Origin of the sequence: Streptomyces chumphonensis (genome assembly GCF_014779715.1) — a bacterium.
In the GTDB taxonomy this organism is placed as follows: domain Bacteria; phylum Actinomycetota; class Actinomycetes; order Streptomycetales; family Streptomycetaceae; genus Streptomyces; species Streptomyces chumphonensis.
Genome location: NZ_JACXYU010000017.1, coordinates 91,374 through 115,481, shown reverse-complemented (window position 1 = coordinate 115,481; position 24,108 = coordinate 91,374). Strand labels below are relative to the sequence as shown.

The window sequence follows — 24,108 nt, the reverse complement described above, 5'->3', positions numbered from 1 at the left end:
ATCATTTTCGCCGACCTAATCGGCTGATTCATCAAGAATGCGGAGGAAGATTTTCACATGACGCCGGGGCTCACTGGCCTCCAGGCAACTGTTCGAATCTACCTCCTTGCAAGCACCCCGTCAAGGGGTTCCTGCAAGGCGACGCCGACCATAGCAGGCGGCGGGCCGTCACCGCACATCGGCGATCGTCAGGCTGCGGTGGGAAGGGGCGCCGGACGGTCGGCGGCCTCCACATCGCCGGTCTCGCCGGCTCGGACGGCGCGGCGGCCGAGAACGACGACGTAGGCCAGGAAGGCCGCCTCCGCGACGACACCGATGGTCACGCGGGCCCAGGTGGGCAGGCCGGACGGCGTCACGAAGCCTTCGATGACGCCGGAGACGAACAGGACGAGGGCCAGGCCGACGGCCATGCCGATCGCGCTGCGGCCCTCCAGGGCGAGGGCGTCGCCACGGCGGCGCGGTCCGGGATCGATGACCGTCCACCCCAGGCGCAGGCCCGTGCCAGCGGCGACGAACACGGCGGTGAGTTCGAGCAGACCGTGCGGGAGGACGAGGCCCAGGAACACGTCGAGCCGCCCGGCAGCGGACATGAGGCCGAGGCCCAGGCCGAGGTTGGCCATGTTCAGCAGGAGCACCCACAGGACCGGGATGCCCAGGAGCACCCCGAAGATGAGGCAGATGGCCGCGGCCTGGGCGTTGTTCGTCCACACCTGCGCCGCGAAGGAGGCGGCGGGGTTGCTGGAGTAGTAGGTCTCGTACTCCCCGCCGGGGCGGGTCAGCTGCCGTAGCTCGTCGGGGGCGCCGATGAGCGCCTGCACCTCGGGGTTCGTGCCGACCCACCAGCCGATCACGGCGGCCAGGAGCACGGAGAGCACCGCCGTCGGCCCCCACCAGCGTGCGGTGCGGTAGCAGGCGGCGGGGAACCCGGCCGTGAGGAAGTGCCCCGCGTCGCGCCAGGAGGAGCGCCGGGGGCTGGTGACGGCGCTGCGGCCGCGGGCGACGAGGGAGGTCAGCCGGGCCGTGAGCGCGGGGTCGGGCGCGCTGGACTGGATCTGCGAGAGGTGGGTGGCGGTGCGCTGGTAGAGGGTGACGAGTTCGTCGACCTCGGCACCCGTGCGCGGGCGCCGTCGCCGCAGGAGTTCCTCCAGCCGGTCCCACTCGGGGCGGTGCGCGGAGACGAAGACGTCGAGATCCATGGGGAGAGCTTCGCAGACCGGCGTGGCGCTCGCCGGGCACCGGTCGGCAGACTTGGTCCCATGTGCGACGAGGGGATGTGCCGGTGAGTGATCTGGTGACGGGTGACGCCGTCGTGCTGGGCCTGCGGCCGGCGAGGCTGCCGAGCCGTGCGCTGGCGATCTGTCTCGACCTCCTGGTCCTGTGGACGGCCTACCTCCTCCTGTCCCTCGTCCTGACGACGATGGTGCTCGACCTGGACGGCGCGGCCGTGGCGGCGGTGCGGGTCGGTCTGCTGATCCTCGTGCTCATGGGCGTCCCGGTGGCCGTGGAGACGTTGACCCACGGCCGTTCCCTCGGGAAGTTGGCCTGCGGGCTGCGGGTCGTGCGGGTCGACGGCGGTCCGATCCGGTTCCGCCACGCGCTCGTGCGCGGGCTGGTGGGGTTCCTGGAGATCCAGCTGACGCTCGGATCGGTGGCCTGCGTCGCCTCGCTGGTCTCCGCCCGGGGACGCCGGCTGGGTGACGTCTTCGCCGGGGCGCTCGTCGTCGCGGAGCGGGTGCCCGTACCCAGGACGGACGCGGTACCGCCGCCGCCCCCGTGGCTGGCGGGGCACTTCGCGGGCCTGGACCTCTCGCAGGTGCCGGACGGTCTGTGGCTGGCGGTGCGCCAGTACCTGACCCGCGTCGGGCAGCTCGACCCGGGCGTGCGTCAGTCCTTCGGCGAGCGGCTGGCGGACGACGTCGTGGCCGCCACGGGGGCGCCGCCTCCTCCCGGTGTGCCCGCCGTGGGCTACCTGTCGGGGGTCCTGGCCGAGCGGCAGCGGCGGGAGGCGGGACGGGTGCGGGAGACCGCCACCAGGCCGGTGCCGTCGGGCCCGGCGGGCGCGTGGGCACCGGAGCCGTCCGGCTCGGAGGCCGGGGCGGCGTCGGAGGCCGGGGCGGCGTCGGAGGCGGAGGCGGAGGCGGTGGCGGCGCCGGAGGAGCGGAGGCCGGAGCGGCCGTCGGGGGGCGGATTCGTCCCGCCCGCCTGAGGCCGCTCCGCGGGGCGGCCTCAGGCGAAACCGGACGGCGGGGACTCCAGGTCCTCCAGCTCGACGCCGGGAGCCGAGAGGACGACGTCCCCGGCCAGGTGCACGGTGTGCTGTTCGCCGGTCTGCAGGTCGCCGACCTGGTACGCGTCGACGATCAGGGGGGCGTTGTCGGTGGCGTGTGCTTCGCTGTCGGTCAGGGCCCACGCCTGGTCGATAGTGCGGGGCGCGAGGACGGGAGGGGTGAAGGCGACGAGGCGCACCCGGACGGCCGGAGCGGCTGGCTCGGGGCGCAGCAGCCGGGCGAGGGCGACCAGGAACGCGGGCGAGGCGCCGGTGAACGCGTGCGCTGCGGCGTTTCCCTCCTGGGCGTGCTCGCCCCGCGGATCGCTGCGGACCCAGGTGACGCCGTCGAGCGCGGCGGCGCGGACGTGCCAGTCGGCGGCGCGGAGTTCGAGGCGGATGGGGCGCCCGAGGTCGTCGAGGGTCAGGTCGAGGGAGCCGGCGTGCGCGCCGTCGGGCGTGGTGGTCCGGGAGACGTAGCGCCACCCGGACGGGCCGGGGGCGCACTGGAAGTGTTCTTCACCGAGGGGGGTGTGGTCGTGGGGATCGTGGAGCGTGTAACGACCGCGGGGCATGGTGGGTCCTCGATAGGGCGGGCCCCCGCCGCCCTGCTGGGCGACGGGGGCCGACGTCCGGGCTACCGCTTGTCGACCGCCGGTCAGTACCGGTAGTGGTCGGACTTGTACGGGCCCTGGACGGGGACGCCGATGTAGGCGGCCTGCTCGGGGCGCAGCTCGGTGAGCCGGGCACCGAGGGCGTCCAGGTGGAGGCGGGCGACCTTCTCGTCGAGGAGCTTGGGCAGCACGTAGACGCCGATCGGGTACGCCTCGGTCCGCGTGAACAGCTCGATCTGGGCGATCGTCTGGTTGGCGAACGAGTTCGACATGACGAACGAGGGGTGGCCGGTGGCGTTGCCGAGGTTCAGCAGGCGGCCCTCGGACAGCACGATGATCTTCCTGCCGTCCTCGAAGGTCCAGGTGTGCACCTGCGGCTTGACCTCGTCCCGGACGACGCCGGGGATCTGGGCCAGTCCGGCCATGTCGATCTCGTTGTCGAAGTGGCCGATGTTGCCGACGATGGCCTGGTGCTTCATCCGCGCCATGTCGGAGGCGAGGATGATGTCCTTGTTTCCGGTGGTGGTGATGAAGATGTCCGCCGTCTCGACGAAGTCTTCAAGACGCGCCACCTGGTACCCGTCCATCGCCGCCTGCAGGGCGCAGATCGGGTCGATCTCGGTGATGACGACGCGGGCGCCCTGGCCGCGCAGCGACTCCGCGCAGCCCTTGCCGACGTCGCCGTAGCCGCAGACGACGGCGACCTTGCCGCCGATGAGCACGTCCGTCGCCCGGTTGATGCCGTCGATCAGGGAGTGGCGGCAGCCGTACTTGTTGTCGAACTTCGACTTCGTCACCGCGTCGTTCACGTTGATCGCGGGGAAGAGGAGGGTGCCTTCCTGCTGCATCTCGTACAGCCGGTGCACGCCGGTGGTGGTCTCCTCGGTCACACCGCGGATCTCGGAGGCGAGCTGCGTCCACTTCCGGGGGCTCTCCGCGAGCGTGCGGTGGAGCAGTTCCAGGATGACGCGGTGCTCGTCGCTCTCGGCGGTCTCGACGGCGGGGACCTCGCCGTCCTTCTCGTACTCGACGCCCTTGTGCAGCAGGAGGGTGGCGTCACCGCCGTCGTCGAGGATCATGTTCGGGCCGCCGGTCTCGGTGTCCGGCCAGGTCAGGGCCTGCTCGGTGCACCACCAGTACTCCTCCAGCGTCTCCCCCTTCCAGGCGAAGACGGGGACGCCGCCGGGGTTCTCCGGCGTGCCCTCGGGGCCCACGGCGACGGCCGCGGCGGCGTGGTCCTGCGTGGAGAAGATGTTGCAGGACGCCCAGCGGACCCGCGCCCCGAGGGCGACCAGGGTCTCGATCAGCACCGCCGTCTGCACGGTCATGTGCAGGGAGCCGGTGATCCGCGCGCCGGCCAGCGGCTGCTCGGCGGCGTACTCGTCGCGGATGGCCATCAGGCCGGGCATCTCGTGCTCGGCCAGCGCGATCTCCTTGCGGCCGAACGCGGCCAGCGAGAGGTCGGCGACCTTGAAGTCCTGCGCGGTGTCAGGCGTGGTCATCTGAGCTGCTCCTCGGTTGTCGGTCGAGGTACGTGCGGGCTGTCCGCGGCAGCGGCCGGGGTACGCGAGGGGTGCGGTACGGCCGGCGCCGTGCGCCCCGTCCCGTGCACCCTACGGACCCGTCCGGTCCCTGACCGCAGCGCAGTCCGTCGGAGGCCCTCTCTCCCTCGACCGCCCATGGGGGCGCCCGACCGCCATCAGCAGCGACGTCTGTGCCCTGACGAATCTACACGCTGCGCCCGCTCCGCCCCAATGGTGCGGGGGGCTCGGGGAGGGGCCCGGCGACGGACGTCACACCCGGCGCGGTGGCACGGCCGCGGCGGCGCGGAACAGCGTGCCCTCGCCCCGGAGCCGTACGGCCACGCCCGCCCGTACGTAGGCGGACTCACCCCGCCGGAGGGCGAGTTCCGGGCCGTCACCGCCGTCCCCGCCGTGCAGGGAGACGGTGCCGTGGGTGCAGAGCAGGATCTGCGCGACGTGCGAGGGCAGCGCGCGCGGGGCGGAGGCGGGCGGAAGGACGTGGCGGGAGAGCTGGAACTCGTCGGTGGGTGTGCTGTACACCTCGGCCTCGTCGTCGCCCGCCTCGGGCCGGAGCACGGCCGGGTCGCCGGACTCGAAGCGCACGATGCGCAGGAGCTCGGGCACGTCGACGTGTTTCGGGGTGAACCCGCAGCGCAGCACGTTGTCGGAGTTGGCCATCAGCTCGACGCCCAGGCCGCTGAGGTAGACGTGCGGGACACCCGCACCGAGGTACAGGGCCTCGCCGGGCTGGAGCCGGACGTGGTGCAGCAGCAGGACGGCGAGGAAGCCCGGGTCGCCGGGGTGGTGGTGGGCGGCGCGGGCGGCCGCCGCGTAGGCGGCGGCGTGCGGGCCGCCCTCCGCGCCGAGGCGCTCGGCGGCCGGCGCGGCGGCCGAGACGGTCGCGGTGATCTCCGCCCGGTCGGCGGTGAGCAGGGCCGTGAAGACCTCGCGCAGGGCGTCGGCCTCGGGGCGTGCGTGCAGGAGGTCGACGTAGGGCTTGAGCCCGTCGACGTCGAGCGCGGCGAGGATGTCGGCGGACTCCTCGGCCCGCCGGAAGCCGCAGAACCCCTCGAAGGCGCTGAGGGCGCAGAGGAGCTCGGGCTTGTGGTGGGGGTCCTTGTAGTTGCGGTGCGGGGCGTCGACGGGGATGCCCGCCGCCTCTTCGGCGGCGAACCCGGCCTCGGCCTGCCGCCGGTCGGGGTGCACCTGGAGGGAGAGCGGCACGGCCGCGGCCAGCACCTTGAAGAGGAAGGGCAGCCGGGGGCCGAACGCCTCGACGCAGGGCGCGCCCAGCTCACCGGACGGATCGGCCGCGATGACGTCGGCCAGTGAACGCGGACCGTCCCCCCGGTCGACGCGGGAGGGGGCGCCGGGATGGGCCCCCATCCACAGCTCGGCCTGCGGCTCGCCGGTCGGTTCCTCGCCGAGGAGCTCGGGGATGGCCGTGGTGGAGCCCCAGGCGTAGGGGCGCACGGTGTTGACGAGCCGGTCCATGGGGACTTCCTCCACGAGGTGTCGAACGGACCCCGGGTCCGCGTCGCGGCCGGAGCGACTGACAGACCTACGCGTCGGGGGTGAGCGCGAGGTAAACCGCCGCGAAATCGGTGGTGGCGATGAGGTCGGCCGCCGCCTCCAGGGGGCTGCTTCCGTCGGTCGGCTCCAGTTCGCTGATCCCGGCCTCGCGCGCGAAGGCCAGCTCCCGTGCGGCCGGGGCCGCCGACTCCGGGCCGGCCGCCGCGTCCCGCAGGAGCACGACGTGGGCCTGGAGGGGCCGGGGCTCCTCGACCCGGTCCCGGAAGAAGTCGTCCGGGTCGGCGGCGGTGAACACCCCGCCCAGCAGGGCACGGTGGACGGTGAGGGCCTCGGGGAGCTCCGCGGCGAGGGCGGGGCGGCCCGGCAGCGACGCGAGCACGGTGGTGCAGTGGCGTGCGGCGGCCGCGGCGACGGGGCCCTCGCTCCACAGCACCGGCAGTGCCTCGGAGAGTTCGGCGGCCAGGGTCTTCGCGGGGTTCGTGTAGGTCTCGGTGGCGGGGCCGCAGCGCTCGGCGACGGCGTCGAGCCGGTCGGCCAGGGCCTGCACCGCGTGCGGCGGGGCGTGGCCGAGGCCGAGTCGGTCGGTGAGCACGAGCAGGGGGGTGAGCAGCGTCCACAGGGTGCCGGGCGTGACGGGCGTGCCGGACGCGGCGGGACCGGTGTCCGCGCGGGCGTGGGGGTGCGGCAGCTCCACGGGGACGGTGAGCCCGTGGAGGTGACCGGCCGTCTCGGCGACGGTGCCCCCCGGTCGGGTGACGGTGACGACCGTGCAGCCCCGCCGGTACGCCTGCTCGGCCAGGGCGGCCAGGCCGGCCTCGGTGCCGTCGGGGGTGATGATGACCAGCAGGTCCAGCGGCCCGGCCCAGCCGGGCAGCGTCCAGCGCAGGGCGTCCGGTGTCGCGCCGGCCCCGCTGGGGCGCAGCAGGGACACGGGCAGCACGCCGTGGCTGAAGGCGGCCAGCAGGTCCGCGACGCAGCCCGCGGCGGGTGCCGGCCCGGCGACGAGCAGGCCGCGCGGCCGTCCGTCGGGGCGCAGTGCGGTGAGGCCGGCGTCGGACGCGTTGCGGGCGGCGGTGCGGACGCGGGCTCCGGCTTCCGCCGTGCCGCGCAGCAGCGCCGACCGGTCGGCTCCGGTCAGGGCCTCGGGGTCGTCCAGCAGCGACTCGTCGAGCATGGCGTTCGGCCCCGTTCCCTCACGCCGGCCGGCGTGCCTCGTCGACGAGGAGGACGGGGATGCCGTCCCGCACGGGGTAGGCGAGGCCGCAGGCGGTGTCGGTGCAGACGAGTTCGCCTTCGGCGGCCCCCGGCGGCGTCTCCTCACCGGCGGGTGCGGGCTCCTCGCGGAGGGGCGCGTGGCAGGCCGGGCAGGCGAGGATCTCCAGGAGGCCGGCTTCGAGCGGCATGACGTCCCTCCAGACGGTTGGGCGGCTGGCCTCAGCCTACCGCCGGTGATCAGGGCGTGCGCCGTGGCGCGGGGCGGGTGCGGTCAGGCGCGGACGATGGCCAGCACCTCGTCGCGGACGGTGGCGCAGGTGGCGGCGGACCGGGCCTCGACGTTGAGGCGCAGCAGCGGCTCGGTGTTGGAGGGGCGCAGGTTGAACCACCAGTCGGGTGCGGTGACCGTGAGGCCGTCGAGGTGGTCGAGGGTCACGTCGTCCCGCTCGGCGTAGGCGGCCTCCACGGCGGCGGCGCGGCCCGGCTGGTCGTCGACGAGGCTGTTGATCTCACCGGAGGCGGCGTACCGGTCGTAGGCGGCCACGAGCCGGGACAGCGGTCCGTCCTGCTCGCCCAGCGCGGCCAGGACGTGCAGGGCGGCCAGCATGCCGGTGTCGGCGTTCCAGAAGTCGCGGAAGTAGTAGTGCGCGGAGTGCTCGCCGCCGAAGATGGCACCGTGCTCGGCCATCTCCTCCTTGATGAACGAGTGCCCGACGCGGGTGCGCACGGGGGTGCCGCCGGCCTCCCTGACGACCTCGGGCACGGAGCGGGAGGTGATGCAGTTGTGGATGACGGTGCCGCCGCCGTGCTTGGCGAGCTCGCGGGAGGCGACGAGGGCCGTGATGGCGGACGGGGAGACGGGCTCCCCGCGCTCGTCGACGACGAAGCACCGGTCGGCGTCGCCGTCGAAGGCGAGCCCGAGGTCGGCGCCGGTCTCCCGGACGCGGTGCTGGAGGTCCACGAGGTTGGCGGGGTCGAGCGGGTTGGCCTCGTGGTTGGGGAAGGTGCCGTCCAGCTCGAAGTAGAGGGGGTCCAGGTCGACGGGGAGGCCGGCCAGCACGCTGGGCACGGTGTGGCCGCCCATGCCGTTCCCGGCGTCGACGACGAGCCTGAGCGGCCGGATGCCGGTGAGGTCGACCAGGGTCCGCAGGTGGGCGGCGTAGTCGGCGAGGACGTCCCGCGCGCCGACGGTGCCCGGGGCGGCGGCCGACGGCGGGAGGCCGTCACGCAGCCACCGCTCCACCAGGGCGCGGATCTCGCCGAGTCCGGTGTCCTGTCCGACGGGGGCCGCGCCGGCACGGCAGAGCTTGATCCCGTTGTACCGGGCGGGGTTGTGGCTCGCGGTGAACATGGCGCCGGGGCGGTCCAGGAGACCGCTGGCGAAGTACAGCTGGTCCGTGGAGCACAGTCCGATGAGCGTGACGTCCGCCCCGCGCGCGGCGGCACCACGGGCGAAGCTCGCGGCGAGGTCCGGGGAGGAGGGACGCATGTCGTGGCCGACGACGAGGGGACGGGCGTCGGTGATCTCGGCGAAGGCGGCGCCGAGCAGGGCGACCAGCTCCTCGTCGAGCTGGTCGGGCACCACTCCGCGCACGTCGTACGCCTTGATGATCTGCGACAGGTCAGGCACGGCCCACCCCTCCGAGAGTTCGTGTCGGAGGGTCAATCTACCCGTCGGTCATGAGCGGCCACGGCGTGGTTCCGGTTCGCCGTCCGGTCCGTTCAGGGGTCGGGGGAGCGCAGGACGCGCAGATGGCCCCGGCGTGCGACCTCCATCGGGTCGATCTCCCGCCCCCTGGGGGCCGGACGCTCCCGCTCGCGCGGGGCGCGGGGGGCGCGGGCCGCCTCCCGGACGGCGTCGGCGAGGGCCTCCAGGTCGTCACCGGCGGGCCGGGCGGGCCCGGCGGGGACCGCGAGCCGGACGACCTCCCAGCCTCGGGGCGCGGTGAGCCGCTCGGAGTGGTCGGAGCACAGGTCGTAGCAGTGCGGCTCGGCGTAGGTGGCGAGCGGCCCGAGGACGGCGGTGGAGTCCGCGTAGACGTACGTCAGCGTCGCGACGGCGGGGCGGCCGCACGCGGTGCGCGAACAGCGACGTACAGGGCTCACGATGTTGGACGGTACCGCACTCCTGAGCGGGCTGCGACGACTCGCCCGCGGGTCACTCGGCCGTGTCGTCCTGCTTTCGCCGGGAAAGTACGGAAGAGCGCGGCGGGGACCGTGCCGGACGCGTGGCCGCAGCGACACGGAGGGCGCGGAACCGACACGGGCGGCGCCCGTCCGTCCGTCCGCCCACAGCCGCCCCGCACTACGGCAGATGGACGCGGACCCGGGGCCGACGCCGTCCGGGCCGATACGCTCGGAGGTGATGACCAACGCCGTACCGCCGCCCCGGCCACCGGACCGGGCGCGCCACCGAGACCGCCACGGCAGGGGCATGCGCGGCCCGCTCGCGCCGCCGCAGGTGCCGCTCGCGGTCAGCCGGTCCGCGTCCTTCGACCACCTCGTGCAGGACTCGGCCGAACGGCTGGAGCGCCAGTGGCCGCAGCTCTCCTCCGTCGCCTTCGGGGTGCAGGAGGTGCCACTCCTCATCGGGGACACCGGGGACCCGGCCGACCTGCCGGACGTCTGGGACGGTCTCGGCTCCCCCGTGCCGCTCGGACGGCTCGTCCCCGCCCGGGGCGGCCGTCCGGCTCAGGTGGTCGTCTACCGACGGCCGGTGGAGCTGCGGAGCAAGAGCCGTGAGGAACGGGCCCTGTTGGTGCACGAGGTCGTCGTCGAGCAGGTCGCCGAGCTGCTCGGCCTGTCCCCGGAGACCGTCGACCCCCGGTACGGGCAGGACTGAGCCCCCGCGAGGGCGGGGGTGACGCGGCCTCCGGCCGGGGACGGGCGCGGCGCGCCACCGGATTCCGGAACCGGGATGTTCGGCGTCCCACGCTCTGCGGGCCCGCGCTCAGTCGTCCTCCGTGAGGATCGACAGGTCCTCGCGGGCGGGCGGCACGGCGACCGTCCCCCGGTCGTCGGAGAGCGCCTGGAGCGTGAACATCGGCACGCCGTCCTCCGGCTGCTCCAGCATCCGCGCCACGTGCACCGGCCCGCCGGAGACGCGTTCGACGGTGAGCGCGAAGCGCCCGTCGCCGCCCTCCGGCACCAGGTCGTCGACGGCCGTCGTGGTGCCCGGCTCCAGCTCGACGGTGCGGTCGGCCGGCGTGCCGCCCTCGGCCCCGGGCGACGCCGTGACCTTCACCTTCGCCGCCTCGCCGGGGGCCGTCAGGAAGAGCGTGCCGTCCTTCCGGCCGCTCCCGGCCGCCGTCGCGCGCTCCTGGACCGGGGCCGTGGAGGGGAGGAAGGCGATCTCCTGCCCCGCGTCGTCCTCGTCCTCGCCGCCACGGGTGACGCGGACGGCGGCGACGACCGGGACGTCGGCGGTCCCCTCCTCGGGAGTGAGGACCAGCGAGGCCGGTTCGCCGCGGGTGAGGTCCTTCAGCTCCACGGACGTCGTCATGCCGCTCTTGACCTGCAGGGCCTCCTGGCCCGCCGGGGTGAAGGAGCTGGAGGCCCCGGCGAGGGCGACGGAGAGCCGCACGTCCGAGTCGCCGGGGGTGAAGGCGGTCAGGCGCACCTCGGTGGCGTCCCCGGGGATGCCGGGGATCACGACGGTGCCGGTCGTACCGGCGGACGGGGTGATCCAGTCGGCGCCGCGCTCCTCGTCCAGCGCCTGGACCTGTGCGCCGATCCGGCCCGCACGGGCCGCGACGTGCAGGGTGACGTCCTCCAGCGGCTCGGGGGTGAGCGTGGAGAGCAGCACCGGGACGGTGGAGTGCGCGGGGACGGTGATGCCGGTGCCGCTCTCCGTCTCGACCAGGCCGTCGGGGCCGTAGAGCTGGAGGTCGACGGTGGCGGGGGCCTCGTCGGGGTTGGTGAGGTGGACGTAGTCGAGCCGCTCCTCGGCGGTGCTGACGGCGGCGAACCAGAACCGGGTGTCGGGTGCCGAGCACGCCAGCCCCAGCAGGCCGCGCCCGCCCCCGCCGGGGATGACGGTCGTCTGCTGCACGGTCCAGCCGGGCGCGAGGGCACCGGTGGCGGTGCCGCTGAGGGCGGGCACCTCGGTGCTGTCGGCGGAGTGGACGACGGGCGTGCCCGGCTCGGTGAGCGGCACCAGGGGCTCGGCGTCCTCGCCCCGCCGGTCGGTCCCGCCGTTGTCGAGCGTCGAGACGGCGGGCAGCAGACCCGCCTCGGCCTCGCCCCCGTCCGAGCCGCCGCCGGAGCCACCGGCGGGGGTGAAGGCGGTGAGGTGCGTCTCCCCCAGCTCCGACGTGGACGGCTGCGGGCACACGAGCGTCGAGCGCTGCACGGGGCGCCGTTCTGCGACGGACGCCGACGGGGTTTTGCCGTCGGCTGACGTGGTCACGGCGGCCACCGCGCTGACGGCGGCCAGCGCGGTGACGGCACCGACGAGGGCGAGGACGGGGCGGTTGAGGCTCACTGCTGGCTCCGGTGGTCGTACGTCGTGCCGTCGTGTCCGCCGGGGTGGCCGCCCTGGTGGCCGGGGTGGCCTCCGCCGTAGCCGGAGGTGCCGTCATAGGGGGCGTGGGGGGCGCCGTCGTGGGGGGCGCCGTACGGGGCTCCGTAGGAGGGCTCCCCTCCGTCGTACGGCCCCGTGTCCGGGTACGGCTGCTGCTCGGGCACGTAGGGCCGGTCCTGCGCCTGCCACGGCGGCCCGTCGTCCCACCGGGGGGCCTCGGCGGGCGGGTGGGCCGCCGGGCCGGGGGCCGGGGCCGGGGGCTGCGGGGAGGCCGCGCCCGCCTGTGCGGCGGCGCGCAGCCGACGGGCCCGGCGGCCCTCTCCCTCGACGGGCTGGGCCGGGACGGTGGCGCGCGCCCCGTCGGCGGGGGCACCGGGGCCGGCGGGGTCGTCGCCGTCGGCCCGGTCGTCGTCGTGGTGCTGCTTGCGGCCGGGCAGCGCCAACACCACGACGGCCAGCAGCCCGAGCACCTGGCCCCACACCCACAGCGTGCGGCTCAGCGGCGTCTCGTGGGTGACGACGACGCGGCCCGCGTCGGGGAGCAGCGAGAAGCCCTGGGCCCAGCCGTCGACGGTGACGGGGTCCAGCGCGCGGCCGTTCTGTGTGGCCCGCCAGCCGTCGGACGCGGTGTCCGCGAGGCGCAGCACGCGGCCCTCGGGGCCCGCCGGTACCTGGCTGTCCACCTCGACGGGCCCGGACGCGACGGCGACCGGCTCCTCCCCCTCGGTCACGACGGTGACGCGGGCGATGTCCGCACCGGTGCCGTCGTCGACCCGCCACAGCTCGCCGCCCCGCTGCTTGCTGAGCCGCTCCAGGCCGGGGGTGCCGTTGAGGGCGCGGACCATGGTGTCGGGCGCGCCGCCGCGGACGAACACGTACCGCACGCCGTAGCCGCCGAGCCGCTCGCGTTGGTCGGCGCCGGACCCGGCGACGAGGTGGGCGACGACCTCCGCGAGCCGGTCGTGGTGCTCGGCGCCGGGGGTGACGTCGCCGTCGCCCAGGCGGACGCCGGACCCGCGCACGAGGGTGTAGCGCACCTCCTCGCCCTCGCCGCCGTCCAGGACGAGGGTGCGCGGACGGTCGGCGGTGTCGGCCTCCTCGGCGACGAAGGCCGGCACCTGGACGGGGTGCCGCCGTTCCAGCGGCCCGTCGGCGCCGCCCACCATCCAGCCGACGGCCGAGACGACGGGGGCCAGCGCGGCCAGGGCCGCGACGAGCACGGCGACGGGCTGCCGCCATCCGAAGGACTGGGTGGCGACGCGGGTGCGGGCGCCGTCCGCGCCGAGCAGGGCGGCGGCGAGCAGGGCCAGGCCCTGGACGAGGGTGGCCGGTCCGGCCCATCCGGATCCGGCCGACAGGGCGGCGAAGAGGAGCCCGGCCAGCGCGACGCCCCAGGCGCCGCGTACGGCGGTCTGCCGGTCCTGCCGCAGGAGGGCGGCGAGGGCGGCCAGGACGATGCCGCCGAGGAGGAGCCCGCCGTGGGTTCCCGGGCCGCCCGGGTCGAGGGTGAGCAGGCCGAGCGGGGAGGCCGCACCGGAGTCGTGGGGCAGTCCGGCTTCGGCGAGGAAGGCCGAGGGGCTGGTCAGCAGCGTCAGCGACCAGGGGGCGAGCAGCAGCAACGGCGTGCCGAGGAGCAGCAGGGCGCGGACGCCGTGGGTGCCGGCGCTCCCCCCGGCGCGCAGCCGCAGGGCGAGGACGGCGAGGGTCAGGACGGCGGCGATCGGCCAGACGACGGGTGTGAAGGCGGTGGTGACCGTCAGCAGCAGGGCGCACGCCCACAGGGGACGCCAGCCGGGCCGGCCGGTGCGGCGGTCGACGCCGGTGGCCGCGACGGCGGTCCGGGCCAGCAGCGGCAGCAGGACGGCCAGCACGGCCGTGCCGATCCGACCGGTGGCGAGCGCGCCGGTGGCGGCGGGCAGGAAGGCGTAGGCGACGGCGCCCCAGGCGCGCAGCAGCCGCGAGGTGACCAGCGGCCGGGAGGCGAAGTAGGCCGAGAAGCCGGCCAGCGGCACCGAGCACACCAGCAGCAGCGTCATCGTCAGCCCGGTGCTGCCGAGGAGCAGCGTGGCCAGGCCGGCGAGGAGGGCGAGGTAGGGGGGCGCCGAGGCGGTGCCCCCGACGCCCACGGCGTGCCAGGCGTCGGCGTAGCGGGACCACAGGTCCGAGGCGTCGGCCGGGGCGGGCAGCAGCGCGCCCCCGGCGAGGGCGCCCCCGCCGAGGAGGGCGCGGCAGGCGACGAGGGAGACGAGCAGGAGCGCCGCGAAGAGCACCGGGCCGGGCCGACGGGCCACGCGCTTGAGCCGGGCGAACTGCTCGACCTCCAGGAAGTCGGCGTCCTCCCCGCCCGGCCCGGACTCGACGGCGCCGTGCCGCCCCGGGGCGGACGTCTCGGCGTCGGTGCGGCGGGAGAGGCCGGCGGCGGCCTGTTCGAGGGTGGCGCGGACGGTCGCACCCGGCGGCGGGAAGAGGGGTCTGAGGTCCTTCGCCGGGACGGGCGCCCCCGAGCGCCGGCGCCGCGCGGCGAGGATCAGCTCCGGGCGGAGCAGCGTCCGGGAGAGGCCGGTGATCTCGTCGAGCGCCTGACCGGGCACCTTGCCGACGACGTAGGCGAGGGTCCGCAGGAGTGTGCCGAGGACGAGCCGCAGGAGGACCCAGGGCAGCGTGCGGGCGGGGGTGTTGGCCAGGAGGGTGTGGACGGCTCCGGCCTTGTCGACGCGGTGCGGGCCGGCGACGGAGCGCCCGGCGCAGTCGATGGGGCGGCGTTCGCGGGAGGCGGCCTCCGCGTGCCGCAGGACGGCCTGGGGCGCGACGAGGACGGTGTGGCCCGCCGCGTTGGCCCGCCAGCACAGGTCGACGTCGTCGCGCATGAGGGGCAGCCGCCGGTCGAAGCCGCCGAGCTGTTCGAACACGTCCCGCCGGATGAGCATGCCCGCCGTGGAGACGGCGAGCACCTGGCGTACCTGGTCGTGCTGGCCCTGGTCCTGTTCGCGGCGGTCCAGCCCGGTCCAGCGGCGTCCGCTGTGGGCGATCGAGACGCCCGCCTCCAGGAGTTGGCGGCGGTTGTACCAGCTGCGCAGCTTGGGGCCGACGACGCCCGCCGAGGGGCTGGAGTCCGCGATGCGCAACAGCTCCTGGAGCGCCTCGGGTTCGGGTGCGGCGTCGTCGTGCAGGAGCCACAGCCAGTGCACGGGTTCCCCGTGGGGGAGTTCCGGCATGTCGTAGGCGTCCATGCGCCAGCTGCGGGTGGCCGGGTCCCAGGCGCTGGGCCGCCGGAGGTAGGAGAGGTCGTCCGTGCCGAGCACCGGCGCGGTGCGGACGGCCTCGGCGACGGCGGTGCCGAAACCGGTGCGTCGGGCGAGGTGCAGGACGCGGTCGGGACCGAAGGCGTCCGCGAGCAGCCGGGCGGAGGCGTCGGCGCTGCCGGTGTCGGCGGCGATCACGTCCTGCGGGGGGCGGGTCTGGGCGGTGAGCCCGGCCAGCGCGTCGGGGAGCCAGCGCTCGCCGTCGTGCGCGACGAGCACGGCCGTGACGACGTGCTGGGGGAACTCGGGCGCGGCCTGCTCGTACTGGGCCGCCGACTGGCTGTGCACGGACATCGAGCTGTGGGCCCCGGTCGGTGGGTGCGGTCGACGCGACTGCGTCGTGGACGGTGGCCCACACTAGCGCTGCGCCGGCCCGTGGCGGAGCGTCCGGGGGCGGGCTGTCCGCCCTTGCCCGCATACGCGTCGCGCGACCGGACGTGGTCCGGCCGCGCGACCTCACGACCTCGCCGACGTCAGACGGCGGCCTTCTTCAGGCGGCGGCGCTCGCGCTCGGACAGGCCGCCCCAGATCCCGAAGCGTTCGTCGTTGGCGAGGGCGTACTCCAGGCATTCGGAACGGACTTCACACGCAAGGCACACCTTTTTCGCCTCACGTGTGGAACCGCCCTTCTCCGGGAAGAAGGATTCCGGGTCCGTCTGCGCGCACAAGGCGCGCTCCTGCCAGCCGAGCTCCTCGTCCGCCTCTTGCACCAGCAGCTGCTGGAACGGCTCGGTCATGTGCGCGCCCCTTGTCGTCTTTACATCCCCGTGATGTCGTCGTGATCTCCCGCGAACGACACGAGTGAAATTACAGGTGCGCCGCTCAGGGGCAGTCAAGCCGGGTTCTGCTATTGAGCCCGTTATTCACTCTGCGGAACCAAGGCTCCGCAGTAAGTGTTGAAATCGCTACAAACGATGACAACGAACCCCACTGCGGGTGACCCGCCTCCACCGCCGGGGAAGACCACGGAGGGCGCGGGCCGCGTTGCGGCGCCGCCGCCGAAGCGACCAAGATCACAAAGCGATCACAGATCGACAACGGCGGACGTGCGCCCGACGGTTGTCGCCCAGCACACGAGTGATCGCCATGTATCCCCCAGCGAAGGGCACAAACCTTTCCGCACTCTCCGTCACCGGATGGAGTGACAGCTGCCACGAAATCCCCGCATCCGGTTGACAGCTCGACGGGCCGCGCGCTGTTCTTGGTCCCATGGCACAGCCCTCGACGTCCGCCGCGCACCGTCCGTCCCGTTCGCACGGGGCCCTTCGCGCTGCCCGGGCCGTCCTCCGCTGTCGCTGTTCCTGTTGTCGCTGAGCCCTCCGCTCCGCCGACCCCTCCGCCACGCCGTCTCCGCCGGTCGGCCCGGTCCGCCGGGCTCCCGGCTCGCGTCGAGTCCGCTCGCCGACGCGCCCGCGTGTCCGCGCCCCCTCCCCGCCCCGCAGCACCGCACCCACAGGAACGCCAGAACGTGAACAGCGACGTCGAAATCGCCGGTGACCTCCTCGCCGTACCGCACCTCCCGCCGCCCGCCCCCGAACACCCGGACACCGTCGCGGCCTTCGCCGGACTGGCGCGCCGCATCGCCGCCGACCGCGCGGGTTGGACGCGCCTCGTCCGCTACGACGCCACCACCCGCTGGTACCACCGGCTGCGCACCGGTCCCGGCTACGAGGTGTGGCTGCTCAGCTGGGTGCCCGGGCAGGGCAGCGGCCGCCACGACCACGGACCGTCCAGCGGCGTGCTGACCGTGCTGGAGGGCGAACTCACCGAGCACACCGGGACACTGACGCGGACACTGACCGCCGGGACGCAGCGCGTCCTGGCCCCCGGCGGCGTGCACGAGGTCGTCAACGACGCGCTGGAGCCGGCCGTCAGCCTGCACGTGTACTTCCCCGGGCTGACCGCGATGCCGATGCACGCGCCGCGCTGCTCGCCCACCGCCCGGGACCTGCCCGTCGGCTGACACACTGTGCCGCATGCGCATTGTGGTTCTGGCCGGAGGCATCGGCGGCGCCCGGTTCCTGCGCGGCCTCAAACAGGCCGCGCCCGACGCGGACATCACCGTCATCGGCAACACCGGGGACGACATCCACCTCTTCGGGCTGAAGGTCTGCCCGGACCTGGACACCGTCATGTACACCCTGGGCGGCGGCATCCACGAGGAGCAGGGCTGGGGCCGGGCCGGTGAGACGTTCGCGGTCAAGGAGGAGCTGGCCGCCTACGGCGTCGGGCCGGAGTGGTTCGGTCTGGGCGACCGGGACGTCGCCACCCACATCGTGCGCACCCAGATGCTGGGCGCGGGCTACCCGCTGAGCGCCGTCACCGAGGCCCTGTGCAAACGGTGGGAACCCGGGGTGCGGCTGCTGCCGATGACGGACGACCGGGTGGAGACGCACGTCGTCGTCGACACCGGGGAGGGCCGCAAGGCGGTCCACTTCCAGGAGTACTGGGTCGGCCTGCGGGCCGAGCCCACCGCGCACGCGGTGGTGCCCGTCGGCGCCGAGCAGGCCGCGCCCGCGCCGGGCGTCCTGGAGGCCGTGGCCGCGGCCGACGTCGTGCTGTTCCCGCCGTCGAACCCGGTGGTCAGCATCGGCACGATCCTCGCCGTCCCCGGGGTGCGGGAGGCCATCGCGGACGCCGGGGTACCCGTCGTCGGGCTGTCCCCCCTCATCGGCGGCGCGCCGGTGCGCGGGATGGCCGACAAGGTGCTCGCGGCGATCGGCGTGGAGTCCACCGCCGCCGCCGTGGCCGCGCACTACGGCTCCGGGCTGCTCGACGGCTGGCTGGTGGACGCCTCGGACGCCGAGGCCGTTCCGGAGGTGGAGCGCGTGGGCATCCGCTGCCGGGCCGTTCCGCTGCTGATGTCGGACACCGCCGCCACGGCCGCCATGGCCCGGGCGGCGCTGGAGCTGGCCGAGGAGGTCCGGGCGTGACGGGGCCCGCCGCCGTCTCCGGGCCGCCGGTACCGGAGTTCCGCGTCTGGGCCCTGCCCGGCATGCCCGAGGTGCGGCCCGGGGACGACCTGGTCGGGCTCATCGCCGACGCGGCGACCGGGGACGGCCTGCCCGGTCTGGCCCACGGGGACGTCCTCGTCGTCACCTCCAAGATCGTCAGCAAGGCGGAGGGACGGATCGTCGAGGCCGACGACCGCGAGGCGGCCGTCGACGCGGAGACCGTCCGTGTGGTGGCCCGGCGCGGGCCGGCCCGCATCGTGGAGAGCCGGCTCGGCTTCGTCATGGCCGCCGCCGGGGTGGACGCCTCCAACACCCCGCCCGGCACCGTGCTGCTGCTGCCGAAGGATCCGGACGCCTCGGCGCGGCGCATCCGCGACGGGGTGCGGGACCTGCTCGGCGTCGACGTCGGCGTGGTCGTCACGGACACCTTCGGCCGGCCCTGGCGGGAGGGTCAGACGGACGTCGCCGTCGGCGCGGCGGGCGTGCGGGTCCTGGCCGACCTGCGCGGCGGCACCGACACCCACGGCAACCCCCTCGGCGTCACCGTCACCGCCGTCGCCGACGAACTCGCGGGCGCCGGCGAGCTGGTGAAGGGCAAGGCGGACGGACTGCCGGTCGCCGTCGTCCGGGGCCTGCCGCAGCACGTGCGCGGCCCGGTCATGGGCGAGGGGGAGGACGCGGACGCGGGCGCCGCCGCGCTCGTGCGTCCGCCGGAGAACGACATGTTCCGGCTCGGCACCTCCGAGGCGGTGCGGGAGGCCGTGGCGCAGCGGCGCACGGTCCGGGCGTTCGACGGGGCCCCCGTGGACGGCGCGGCCGTGCGACGCGCGGTGGACCTCGCCGTCACCGCCCCTGCGCCGCACCACACGACCCCCTGGCGTTTCGTGCTGCTGGAGAGCGCGGAGAGCCGGCTGCGGCTGCTGGACGCGATGCGGGACGCCTGGATCGCCGACCTGCGGGCCGACGGGCGCGGCGAGGAGGCCGTGGCGCGCCGCGTGCGGCGCGGGGACGTGCTGCGCCACGCGCCGTACCTGGTCGTGCCCTGCCTGGTGGCCGAGGGCGCGCACCGCTACCCCGACGCCCGGCGGGCGGCCGCCGAGCGGGAGATGTTCGTCGTCGCGGCGGGCGCGGGGGTGCAGAACCTGCTGGTGGCGCTGGCGGGAGAGGGGCTGGGCTCGGCCTGGGTGTCGTCCACGATGTTCTGCCGGGACGTCGTGCGGGCGGTGCTGGACCTGCCGCCCGCGTGGGAGCCGATGGGCGCCGTCGCCGTCGGACGGCCCGCCGCGCCGCCCCCGCCGCGTGCGCCGCGGTCCGGCGCGGACTTCACCGTCGTGCGCTGAACGTCCCGCGCGCGGGCGGCGTCAGAGCCGGGCGATGTCGCGCACGTACATCCGGGGCGCGCGGCGGGGCATGCGGGGCCCGGCGGCGAGGATCAGCCGCGCCGCCCGGTGCCGCTGGCCCGCGTAGGGCTCCAGGAGGGCGAGCATCCGGGCGTCGTCCGCGTCCCGGCGCCCGGTGAGCGCGTAGCCGACCTGGCGCGGCAGGTGCAGGTCGCCGACGGTGACGGCGTCCGGCTCGCCGCCGGAACGCTGGACCGTCTCCGCCGCCGTCCACGGGCCGATACCGGGCACCCGCTGGAGCCGGGCCAGCGCGTCCGGCAGCGCCATCGCGGCGGCCTCCTCCAGGCGCGGGGCGACGCGGGCGGCACGGACGACGGTGGCCGAGCGCTTGCCGTCGACGCCCGCCCGGTGCCACTCCCACGACGGGACGAGCGCCCAGCCGCGCGCGTCCGGCATGACGTGCAGCCCCTCGGGGCGCCCCTCGGCCGGGCCCGGCGCCGGCTCCCCGAACCGGCGGACGAGCAGCCGCCAGGCGCGGTACGCCTCGTCCGAGGTCACCTTCTGCTCCAGCACGGCCGGAATCAGGGATTCCAGCACCAGGCCGGTGCGGACCAGGCGCAGCCCGGGCAGGCGGCGGTGCGCCTCCCGGGTGAGGCGGTGGTGGGCGACGAACGCCTCCGGGCGGTCCTCCGCCCCCAGGAGCGCGGGCAGCCGGTCGAGCGCCCAGTCCGCGCCCGGCCCCCAGGCGGTGGCGGTCACGTCCGTGCGGCTCTGCGCGAGGTGGAGCGTCACCGGGCCCTGCGGGGTGCGGCTGGCCCGCCACACCGCGCCGGGCGTGGCGCGGCACGTCGGGTCGTACGGGCCGCGCCGCAGCACGCCGAGGCTGCGGTGCAGGTCGTACGGGCCGGGCAGCGGCCAGCGGCGGGTGAGGGACACGGGACCAGGCTAGTCGGCGGGCGACCCGACCGGCGCGGGGCCTTCAGGAGCAGTCGGCGGAGAAGCGCACCGATCCGTCGGCGACGCGGGCGCCGCACCAGACGCGGATGCCCTCGCGCAGCTCGTTGTCGGCGCCGATGACCGCGCCGTCGCCGATCACCGCGCCGTCCAGCACGGTGCGGGCGCCGATCCGGGCACCGGCGCCGACCAGGGAGTCCCGTACGACGGCGCCGGGCTCGACGACCGCGTCCCGCAGGACGGTGCTGCCCTCCACCAGCGCGCCGGCGTGCACCTCGGCCCCCGGGCCGACCGCCGTCCCGCCGGCCAGTTTGGCGTCGGGCGCCACCCGGGCGCCGTCCATGACGAGCCACTCGCCGCGCCGCCCCGGCACGGCGGGCGAGGGGGCCCGGCCCAGCACCAGGTCCGCCGACCCGCGCACGAACGCCTGCGGGGTGCCGAGGTCGAGCCAGTACGTGGAGTCGACCAGGCCCTGGAGGTGGGCGCCCTCGGCGAGCAGCCCGGGGAACGTCTCGCGTTCGACGGAGACGGGCCGGTCGCCGGGGATGGTGTCGATGACCGAGCGGGTGAACACGTAGGCCCCGGCGTTGATCTGGTCGGTGACGATCTCCTCGGGCGTCTGCGGCTTCTCCAGGAAGGCGGTGACGCGGCCGGTGTCGTCGGTGGGCACCAGGCCGAACGCGCGCGGGTCCGGGACGCGGGTGAGGTGCAGGGTGACGTCGGCGCCGCGGGTGCGGTGGGTCCGGACGAGGCCGGCGATGTCGAGGCCGGTGAGGATGTCCCCGTTGAAGACGAGGACCGGGTCGCCGGGGGCGGAGCGCAGCTTCGCGGCGACGTTGCGTATCGCGCCGCCGGTGCCGAGCGGTTCCTCCTCGGTGACGTACTCCAGGTGCAGGCCGAGCGCGGAGCCGTCCCCGAAGTGCGGCTCGAAGACCTCGGCCAGGTAGGAGGTGGCCAGCACGATGTGGTCGATGCCCGCCGCCCTGGCCCGGGCCAGCTGGTGGGTGAGGAACGGTACTCCGGCCGCCGGCACCATCGGCTTCGGCGTGTTGACCGTGAGCGGACGCAACCGGGTGCCCTTGCCTCCGACGAGGAGGATCGCTTCTGTCACGTTTTGTCCTGCTTCCTGCCGAGGTGTTTGCCGAAGGTTACTGCCCGGTTCGACGGTCGGCCAGTCTAGGTAGTGACAACCTCGGGCCCGCTGTGGTTGCCCGGATGGGGTGCCCGGACGGGAATGCCCGGGAGAGCTTCGCGCCACGCGCACCGGAATGACGAAAGGGCCTCCCGGCCGCCACCGGGAGGCCCCTCCACGCGGTCCGCTAGCGCCCCTGGAGCTTGGCGGCGAGGGCGCGGATCGAGCCGAGCTCGGCGTACAGGCGGGCGCCGGGGCACTCGGTGGCGAAGCCGTCCCGGTGGCCCGAGATCGTCCGCATCGTGACGCGGGCGCCCTTGCGGTACTTGCCGCCCCCGGAGACGAGCGTCGTGCTGCTGTTGGGGTCGACGCCGTAGAGGCCGAGCTTCCAGGCCGTCAGCTTCGCGATGCCGTCCGTGGCCGCCTTGGACGGGTCCGTCCCCCCGTACGAGCCGAGGACGGCGATGCCCATGGTGTTGCTGTTGAAGCCGTAGGTGTGCGCGCCCATCACGGGCTTGGTGACGCCGCCCGCGCGGCCCTCGTAGATCTGCCCGCACTTGTCGACGAAGAAGTTGTAGCCGACGTCGCGCCAGCCCAGGCTGACCGTGTGGTACCGGTAGATGCCCCGGATCACCGACTCCGCCTCCGAGCACGCGTAGCCGTTGCTGCCGCCGGTGTGGTGGACGAACGCGGCCTTCACGGTGTCCGTGTAGAGGAAGCCGCCCTCGCGCAGGCTCTCGTCGGCACCCCAGCCGTTCCGGGTGACGATGCCGGGGCGCGGCCCGACGTAGGGGTCCTGCTGACCCTCGGCGATGCCTTCGGCGGTGACCGGGAAGACCCCGTCGTGGGCGGCGACGACGTCGGCGACGGCCTGCTTCCGGGTGCGCGGGGGGATCAGCTCGGCCCCGAGGTCGGCCAGCTGGGAGTTGACGGCGCTGGCCGCCGCGGCGGCGGCGGACAGCTCCGGCGGGGCGGCCAGGGCGGACGGTCGGACGCCCGTGGCACCCGTGTCCGTGCGGTACTCGGCGGACGTGCGGTACGCGGCGGGCGTGCCGTGCGCGGCGGATCCGCCGAGGGCCCGCACGGCCGCGGGGCCCGGGCCGCTGCCGGTGTCCGGCCCGGCGGCGGCGCCGGGCACGTCGGCCGGGGCGCCGGCCGGGGCGTCCGGCTCCGGGGGCAGGTAGCCGCCGGGCCGACCGTCGGCGTCCTGCGGCTCGGAGCCGGGGTCGACCATCTCCAGCCGCAGGCCGTCCGGCAGCACGGGCGTCCGCGTACCGGGCTCCGGCAGCACCCGGACCGCGACGCCGTCCGAGGCGCCGACCCACAGCGGCGCGGTGCTGCCGCGCACCGTCTCGGCGCGCGCCTCGGCGGTCGCCGGGTCGGGGGCCTCGTCGGTGTGGGCGGCCAGCTCCCGCCAGTCGGACCACGTGCCGGTCCGGGCGTCGCGGGTCCGCACCCGGACCCGGCCGTGCAGTTCCTGCCCGGCGTCCTCCCAGGCGACGCCGAGCAGGGAGAAGGGCTCGACCTCGCGGGGGGTGAGCTCGGCGAGGGCGCCGGGCGCCCGCTCCGAGGAGGTCGGAGGAACGCGGTCCAGCGGCAGGGAGCGGTTCCCGGCCGGCCGGGCGGCGGACTCGTGCGGCGCCGGTCCGTCCGCCGGGGGTGCGGACACAGCGGCATCGGCGGGCGCGGGCGGCGGCGCGGTCGCCGCCGCGACGTGGGACGGGGCGAGCGGGACGAGGAGTGCGGCCGAGCAGACCACTCCGATCGAGGAAGTCACATGTGCACGCATGGTCATGATGCTGTTCATAACCTGTTACGTCTGTCTATTCGACATTTGATGACTGTTTGCCCTGATATGCCGTCAACATCCCCCGCACGGCTGACCCGCTGACGACACGCCAGAACGGGCGGGCCGTACCCTGGCGCGCATGAACGCCACCGACCGAACCCCCGCCGACCTGCTGAGATCCGCGCTCGCCGGGGACGCGGCCCGCCCCCTGGTGACCTTCTACGACGACGCGACCGGTGAGCGCGTCGAACTCTCCGTGGCCACCTTCGCCAATTGGGTGGCCAAAACGGCCAATCTCCTCCAGGACGAGCTGTCCGTGGAGCCCGGCGACCGGGTCGCCCTCCTGCTGCCCGCCCACTGGCAGACGGCCGTGTGGGTGCTGGCCTGCTCCTCGGTCGGCGCCGTCGCCGCCCCGCAGGGCGACCCGGCGGCGGCGGACGTGGTCGTCGCCGGGCCGGACGCCCTGGAGCCGGCGCGCGCCTGCACCGGCCCCCGGATCGCGATGGGCCTGCGCCCGCTCGGCGCCCGCTTCCCGCAGCCGCCCGAGGGCTTCGCCGACTACGCCGTCGAGGTGCCCGGCCAGGGCGACCACTTCTCCCCCTACCTGCCCCCCGGCCCCGACGACGTCGCCCTCGCGCTCGGCGGGCGGAACGGGGCGGACGCGGAGGAGCTGACGGGCGCACAGGTCGTCGAGCGGGCCCGCAGGGACGCCGGCGCCCTCGGGCTCGCGCCCGGGGCCCGCGTGCTGTCGGGTCTGGGCTACGACGACTGGCGCGGCCTCTCCCACGGCCTGCTCGCCCCGCTGGCCGCCGGGGCCTCCGTCGTCCTGTGCCGGCACCTCGACCGGCTGGACGCGTCGGGCCTGGCCGCCCGCGAGGTCAGCGAACGGGTCACCCACACGGAGGCATAGCCGCCGAGCCCGGGTCGCGAAGCCACGGCCCGGGCTTCACGATGGGTGGAGGAA

20 protein-coding genes are annotated in these 24,108 nt (G+C 75.3%); 6 read left to right on the top strand and 14 right to left on the bottom strand.

The genetic code is table 11. The annotated features are described in order from the left end of the window. Nucleotides 1–188 precede the first annotated feature (188 nt). Nucleotides 189–1,196, bottom strand: coding sequence for a stage II sporulation protein M (locus tag IF129_RS23690; RefSeq protein ID WP_191211841.1), 1,008 nt, complete (start codon nucleotides 1,194–1,196; stop codon nucleotides 189–191). Between the two features lie 83 nt (nucleotides 1,197–1,279). Here IF129_RS23690 and IF129_RS23685 point away from each other — a divergent pair, with 83 nt between their 5' ends. Then, complete coding sequence (locus tag IF129_RS23685; RefSeq protein WP_191211840.1) at nucleotides 1,280–2,206, top strand: RDD family protein; 927 nt, start codon at nucleotides 1,280–1,282, stop codon at nucleotides 2,204–2,206. Nucleotides 2,207–2,226: 20 nt separating this feature from the next. Here IF129_RS23685 and IF129_RS23680 read toward each other — a convergent pair whose 3' ends face one another. From IF129_RS23680 to IF129_RS23650, 7 genes are all read right to left on the bottom strand, one after another. Then, on the bottom strand, nucleotides 2,227–2,841 hold the full coding sequence (locus IF129_RS23680) for a hypothetical protein (protein ID WP_191211839.1): 615 nt from the start codon (nucleotides 2,839–2,841) through the stop codon (nucleotides 2,227–2,229). A gap of 83 nt (nucleotides 2,842–2,924) precedes the next feature. After that, a complete protein-coding gene (gene ahcY / locus IF129_RS23675) occupies nucleotides 2,925–4,382 on the bottom strand; it encodes an adenosylhomocysteinase (protein WP_191211838.1) in 1,458 nt (485 codons plus the stop codon). A gap of 291 nt (nucleotides 4,383–4,673) precedes the next feature. Further along, the gene (gene manA, locus IF129_RS23670; protein WP_191211837.1) at nucleotides 4,674–5,897 is read right to left on the bottom strand and encodes a mannose-6-phosphate isomerase, class I; all 1,224 of its coding nucleotides are present in this window, start codon (nucleotides 5,895–5,897) and stop codon (nucleotides 4,674–4,676) included. A gap of 67 nt (nucleotides 5,898–5,964) precedes the next feature. Then, on the bottom strand, nucleotides 5,965–7,110 hold the full coding sequence (locus tag IF129_RS23665) for an SIS domain-containing protein (protein WP_191211836.1): 1,146 nt from the start codon (nucleotides 7,108–7,110) through the stop codon (nucleotides 5,965–5,967). A 19-nt stretch (nucleotides 7,111–7,129) separates the two neighbouring features. Next, nucleotides 7,130–7,339, bottom strand: coding sequence for a Trm112 family protein (locus tag IF129_RS23660; protein ID WP_191211835.1), 210 nt, complete (start codon nucleotides 7,337–7,339; stop codon nucleotides 7,130–7,132). Nucleotides 7,340–7,422: 83 nt separating this feature from the next. Next, nucleotides 7,423–8,781 (bottom strand): phosphomannomutase/phosphoglucomutase, encoded by a 1,359-nt coding sequence (locus IF129_RS23655; protein WP_191211834.1) that lies wholly within the window; start codon nucleotides 8,779–8,781, stop codon nucleotides 7,423–7,425. Between the two features lie 92 nt (nucleotides 8,782–8,873). Further along, nucleotides 8,874–9,260, bottom strand: a complete 387-nt coding sequence (locus IF129_RS23650) for a DUF3499 domain-containing protein (protein ID WP_318153913.1) — start codon at nucleotides 9,258–9,260, stop codon at nucleotides 8,874–8,876. Between the two features lie 256 nt (nucleotides 9,261–9,516). On the opposite strand from IF129_RS23650, the gene IF129_RS23645 reads away from it, so the two are divergent. Then, on the top strand, nucleotides 9,517–9,993 hold the full coding sequence (locus IF129_RS23645; RefSeq protein ID WP_191211833.1) for a metallopeptidase family protein: 477 nt from the start codon (nucleotides 9,517–9,519) through the stop codon (nucleotides 9,991–9,993). A 108-nt stretch (nucleotides 9,994–10,101) separates the two neighbouring features. Here IF129_RS23645 and IF129_RS23640 read toward each other — a convergent pair whose 3' ends face one another. The 3 genes from IF129_RS23640 to IF129_RS23630 form a co-directional block, all read right to left on the bottom strand. Next, the gene (locus tag IF129_RS23640; protein WP_191211832.1) at nucleotides 10,102–11,634 is read right to left on the bottom strand and encodes a DUF5719 family protein; all 1,533 of its coding nucleotides are present in this window, start codon (nucleotides 11,632–11,634) and stop codon (nucleotides 10,102–10,104) included. Further along, nucleotides 11,631–15,269, bottom strand: a complete 3,639-nt coding sequence (locus tag IF129_RS23635; RefSeq protein ID WP_224755466.1) for a glycosyltransferase family 2 protein — start codon at nucleotides 15,267–15,269, stop codon at nucleotides 11,631–11,633. Before IF129_RS23635 ends, IF129_RS23640 begins: the two co-directional genes overlap by 4 nt. A 179-nt stretch (nucleotides 15,270–15,448) precedes the next feature. Further along, complete coding sequence (locus IF129_RS23630; protein ID WP_191211831.1) at nucleotides 15,449–15,712, bottom strand: WhiB family transcriptional regulator; 264 nt, start codon at nucleotides 15,710–15,712, stop codon at nucleotides 15,449–15,451. A 731-nt stretch (nucleotides 15,713–16,443) separates the two neighbouring features. Between IF129_RS23630 and IF129_RS23625 the strand changes: the two genes are divergently transcribed. From IF129_RS23625 to IF129_RS23615, 3 genes are read left to right on the top strand one after another with little or no spacing between them, the layout of a single operon-like run. Beyond that, nucleotides 16,444–16,938 (top strand): cysteine dioxygenase, encoded by a 495-nt coding sequence (locus IF129_RS23625; protein ID WP_191211830.1) that lies wholly within the window; start codon nucleotides 16,444–16,446, stop codon nucleotides 16,936–16,938. Nucleotides 16,939–16,951: 13 nt separating this feature from the next. Continuing rightward, a complete protein-coding gene (gene cofD, locus IF129_RS23620) occupies nucleotides 16,952–17,908 on the top strand; it encodes a 2-phospho-L-lactate transferase (protein ID WP_191211829.1) in 957 nt (318 codons plus the stop codon). Further along, on the top strand, nucleotides 17,905–19,269 hold the full coding sequence (locus IF129_RS23615) for a coenzyme F420-0:L-glutamate ligase (protein ID WP_318153912.1): 1,365 nt from the start codon (nucleotides 17,905–17,907) through the stop codon (nucleotides 19,267–19,269). The genes cofD and IF129_RS23615 overlap by 4 nt, the downstream gene beginning before the upstream one ends. 21 nt (nucleotides 19,270–19,290) lie before the next feature. Here the strand turns inward: IF129_RS23615 and IF129_RS23610 are convergent, their stop codons facing one another. From IF129_RS23610 to IF129_RS23600, 3 genes are all read right to left on the bottom strand, one after another. Then, the gene (locus IF129_RS23610; protein WP_191211828.1) at nucleotides 19,291–20,205 is read right to left on the bottom strand and encodes a DNA-3-methyladenine glycosylase family protein; all 915 of its coding nucleotides are present in this window, start codon (nucleotides 20,203–20,205) and stop codon (nucleotides 19,291–19,293) included. Nucleotides 20,206–20,248: 43 nt separating this feature from the next. After that, a complete protein-coding gene (locus tag IF129_RS23605) occupies nucleotides 20,249–21,334 on the bottom strand; it encodes a mannose-1-phosphate guanylyltransferase (protein WP_191211827.1) in 1,086 nt (361 codons plus the stop codon). A gap of 208 nt (nucleotides 21,335–21,542) precedes the next feature. Then, nucleotides 21,543–23,144 carry a peptidoglycan recognition protein family protein gene (locus tag IF129_RS23600; RefSeq protein WP_191211826.1) on the bottom strand — a complete coding sequence of 534 codons (1,602 nt, stop codon included), beginning with the start codon at nucleotides 23,142–23,144 and terminating at the stop codon, nucleotides 21,543–21,545. A gap of 139 nt (nucleotides 23,145–23,283) precedes the next feature. Between IF129_RS23600 and IF129_RS23595 the strand changes: the two genes are divergently transcribed. After that, nucleotides 23,284–24,054: a TIGR03089 family protein gene (locus IF129_RS23595; protein ID WP_191211825.1), complete on the top strand. Its 771-nt coding sequence runs from the start codon at nucleotides 23,284–23,286 to the stop codon at nucleotides 24,052–24,054. Nucleotides 24,055–24,108: the final 54 nt, after the last annotated feature.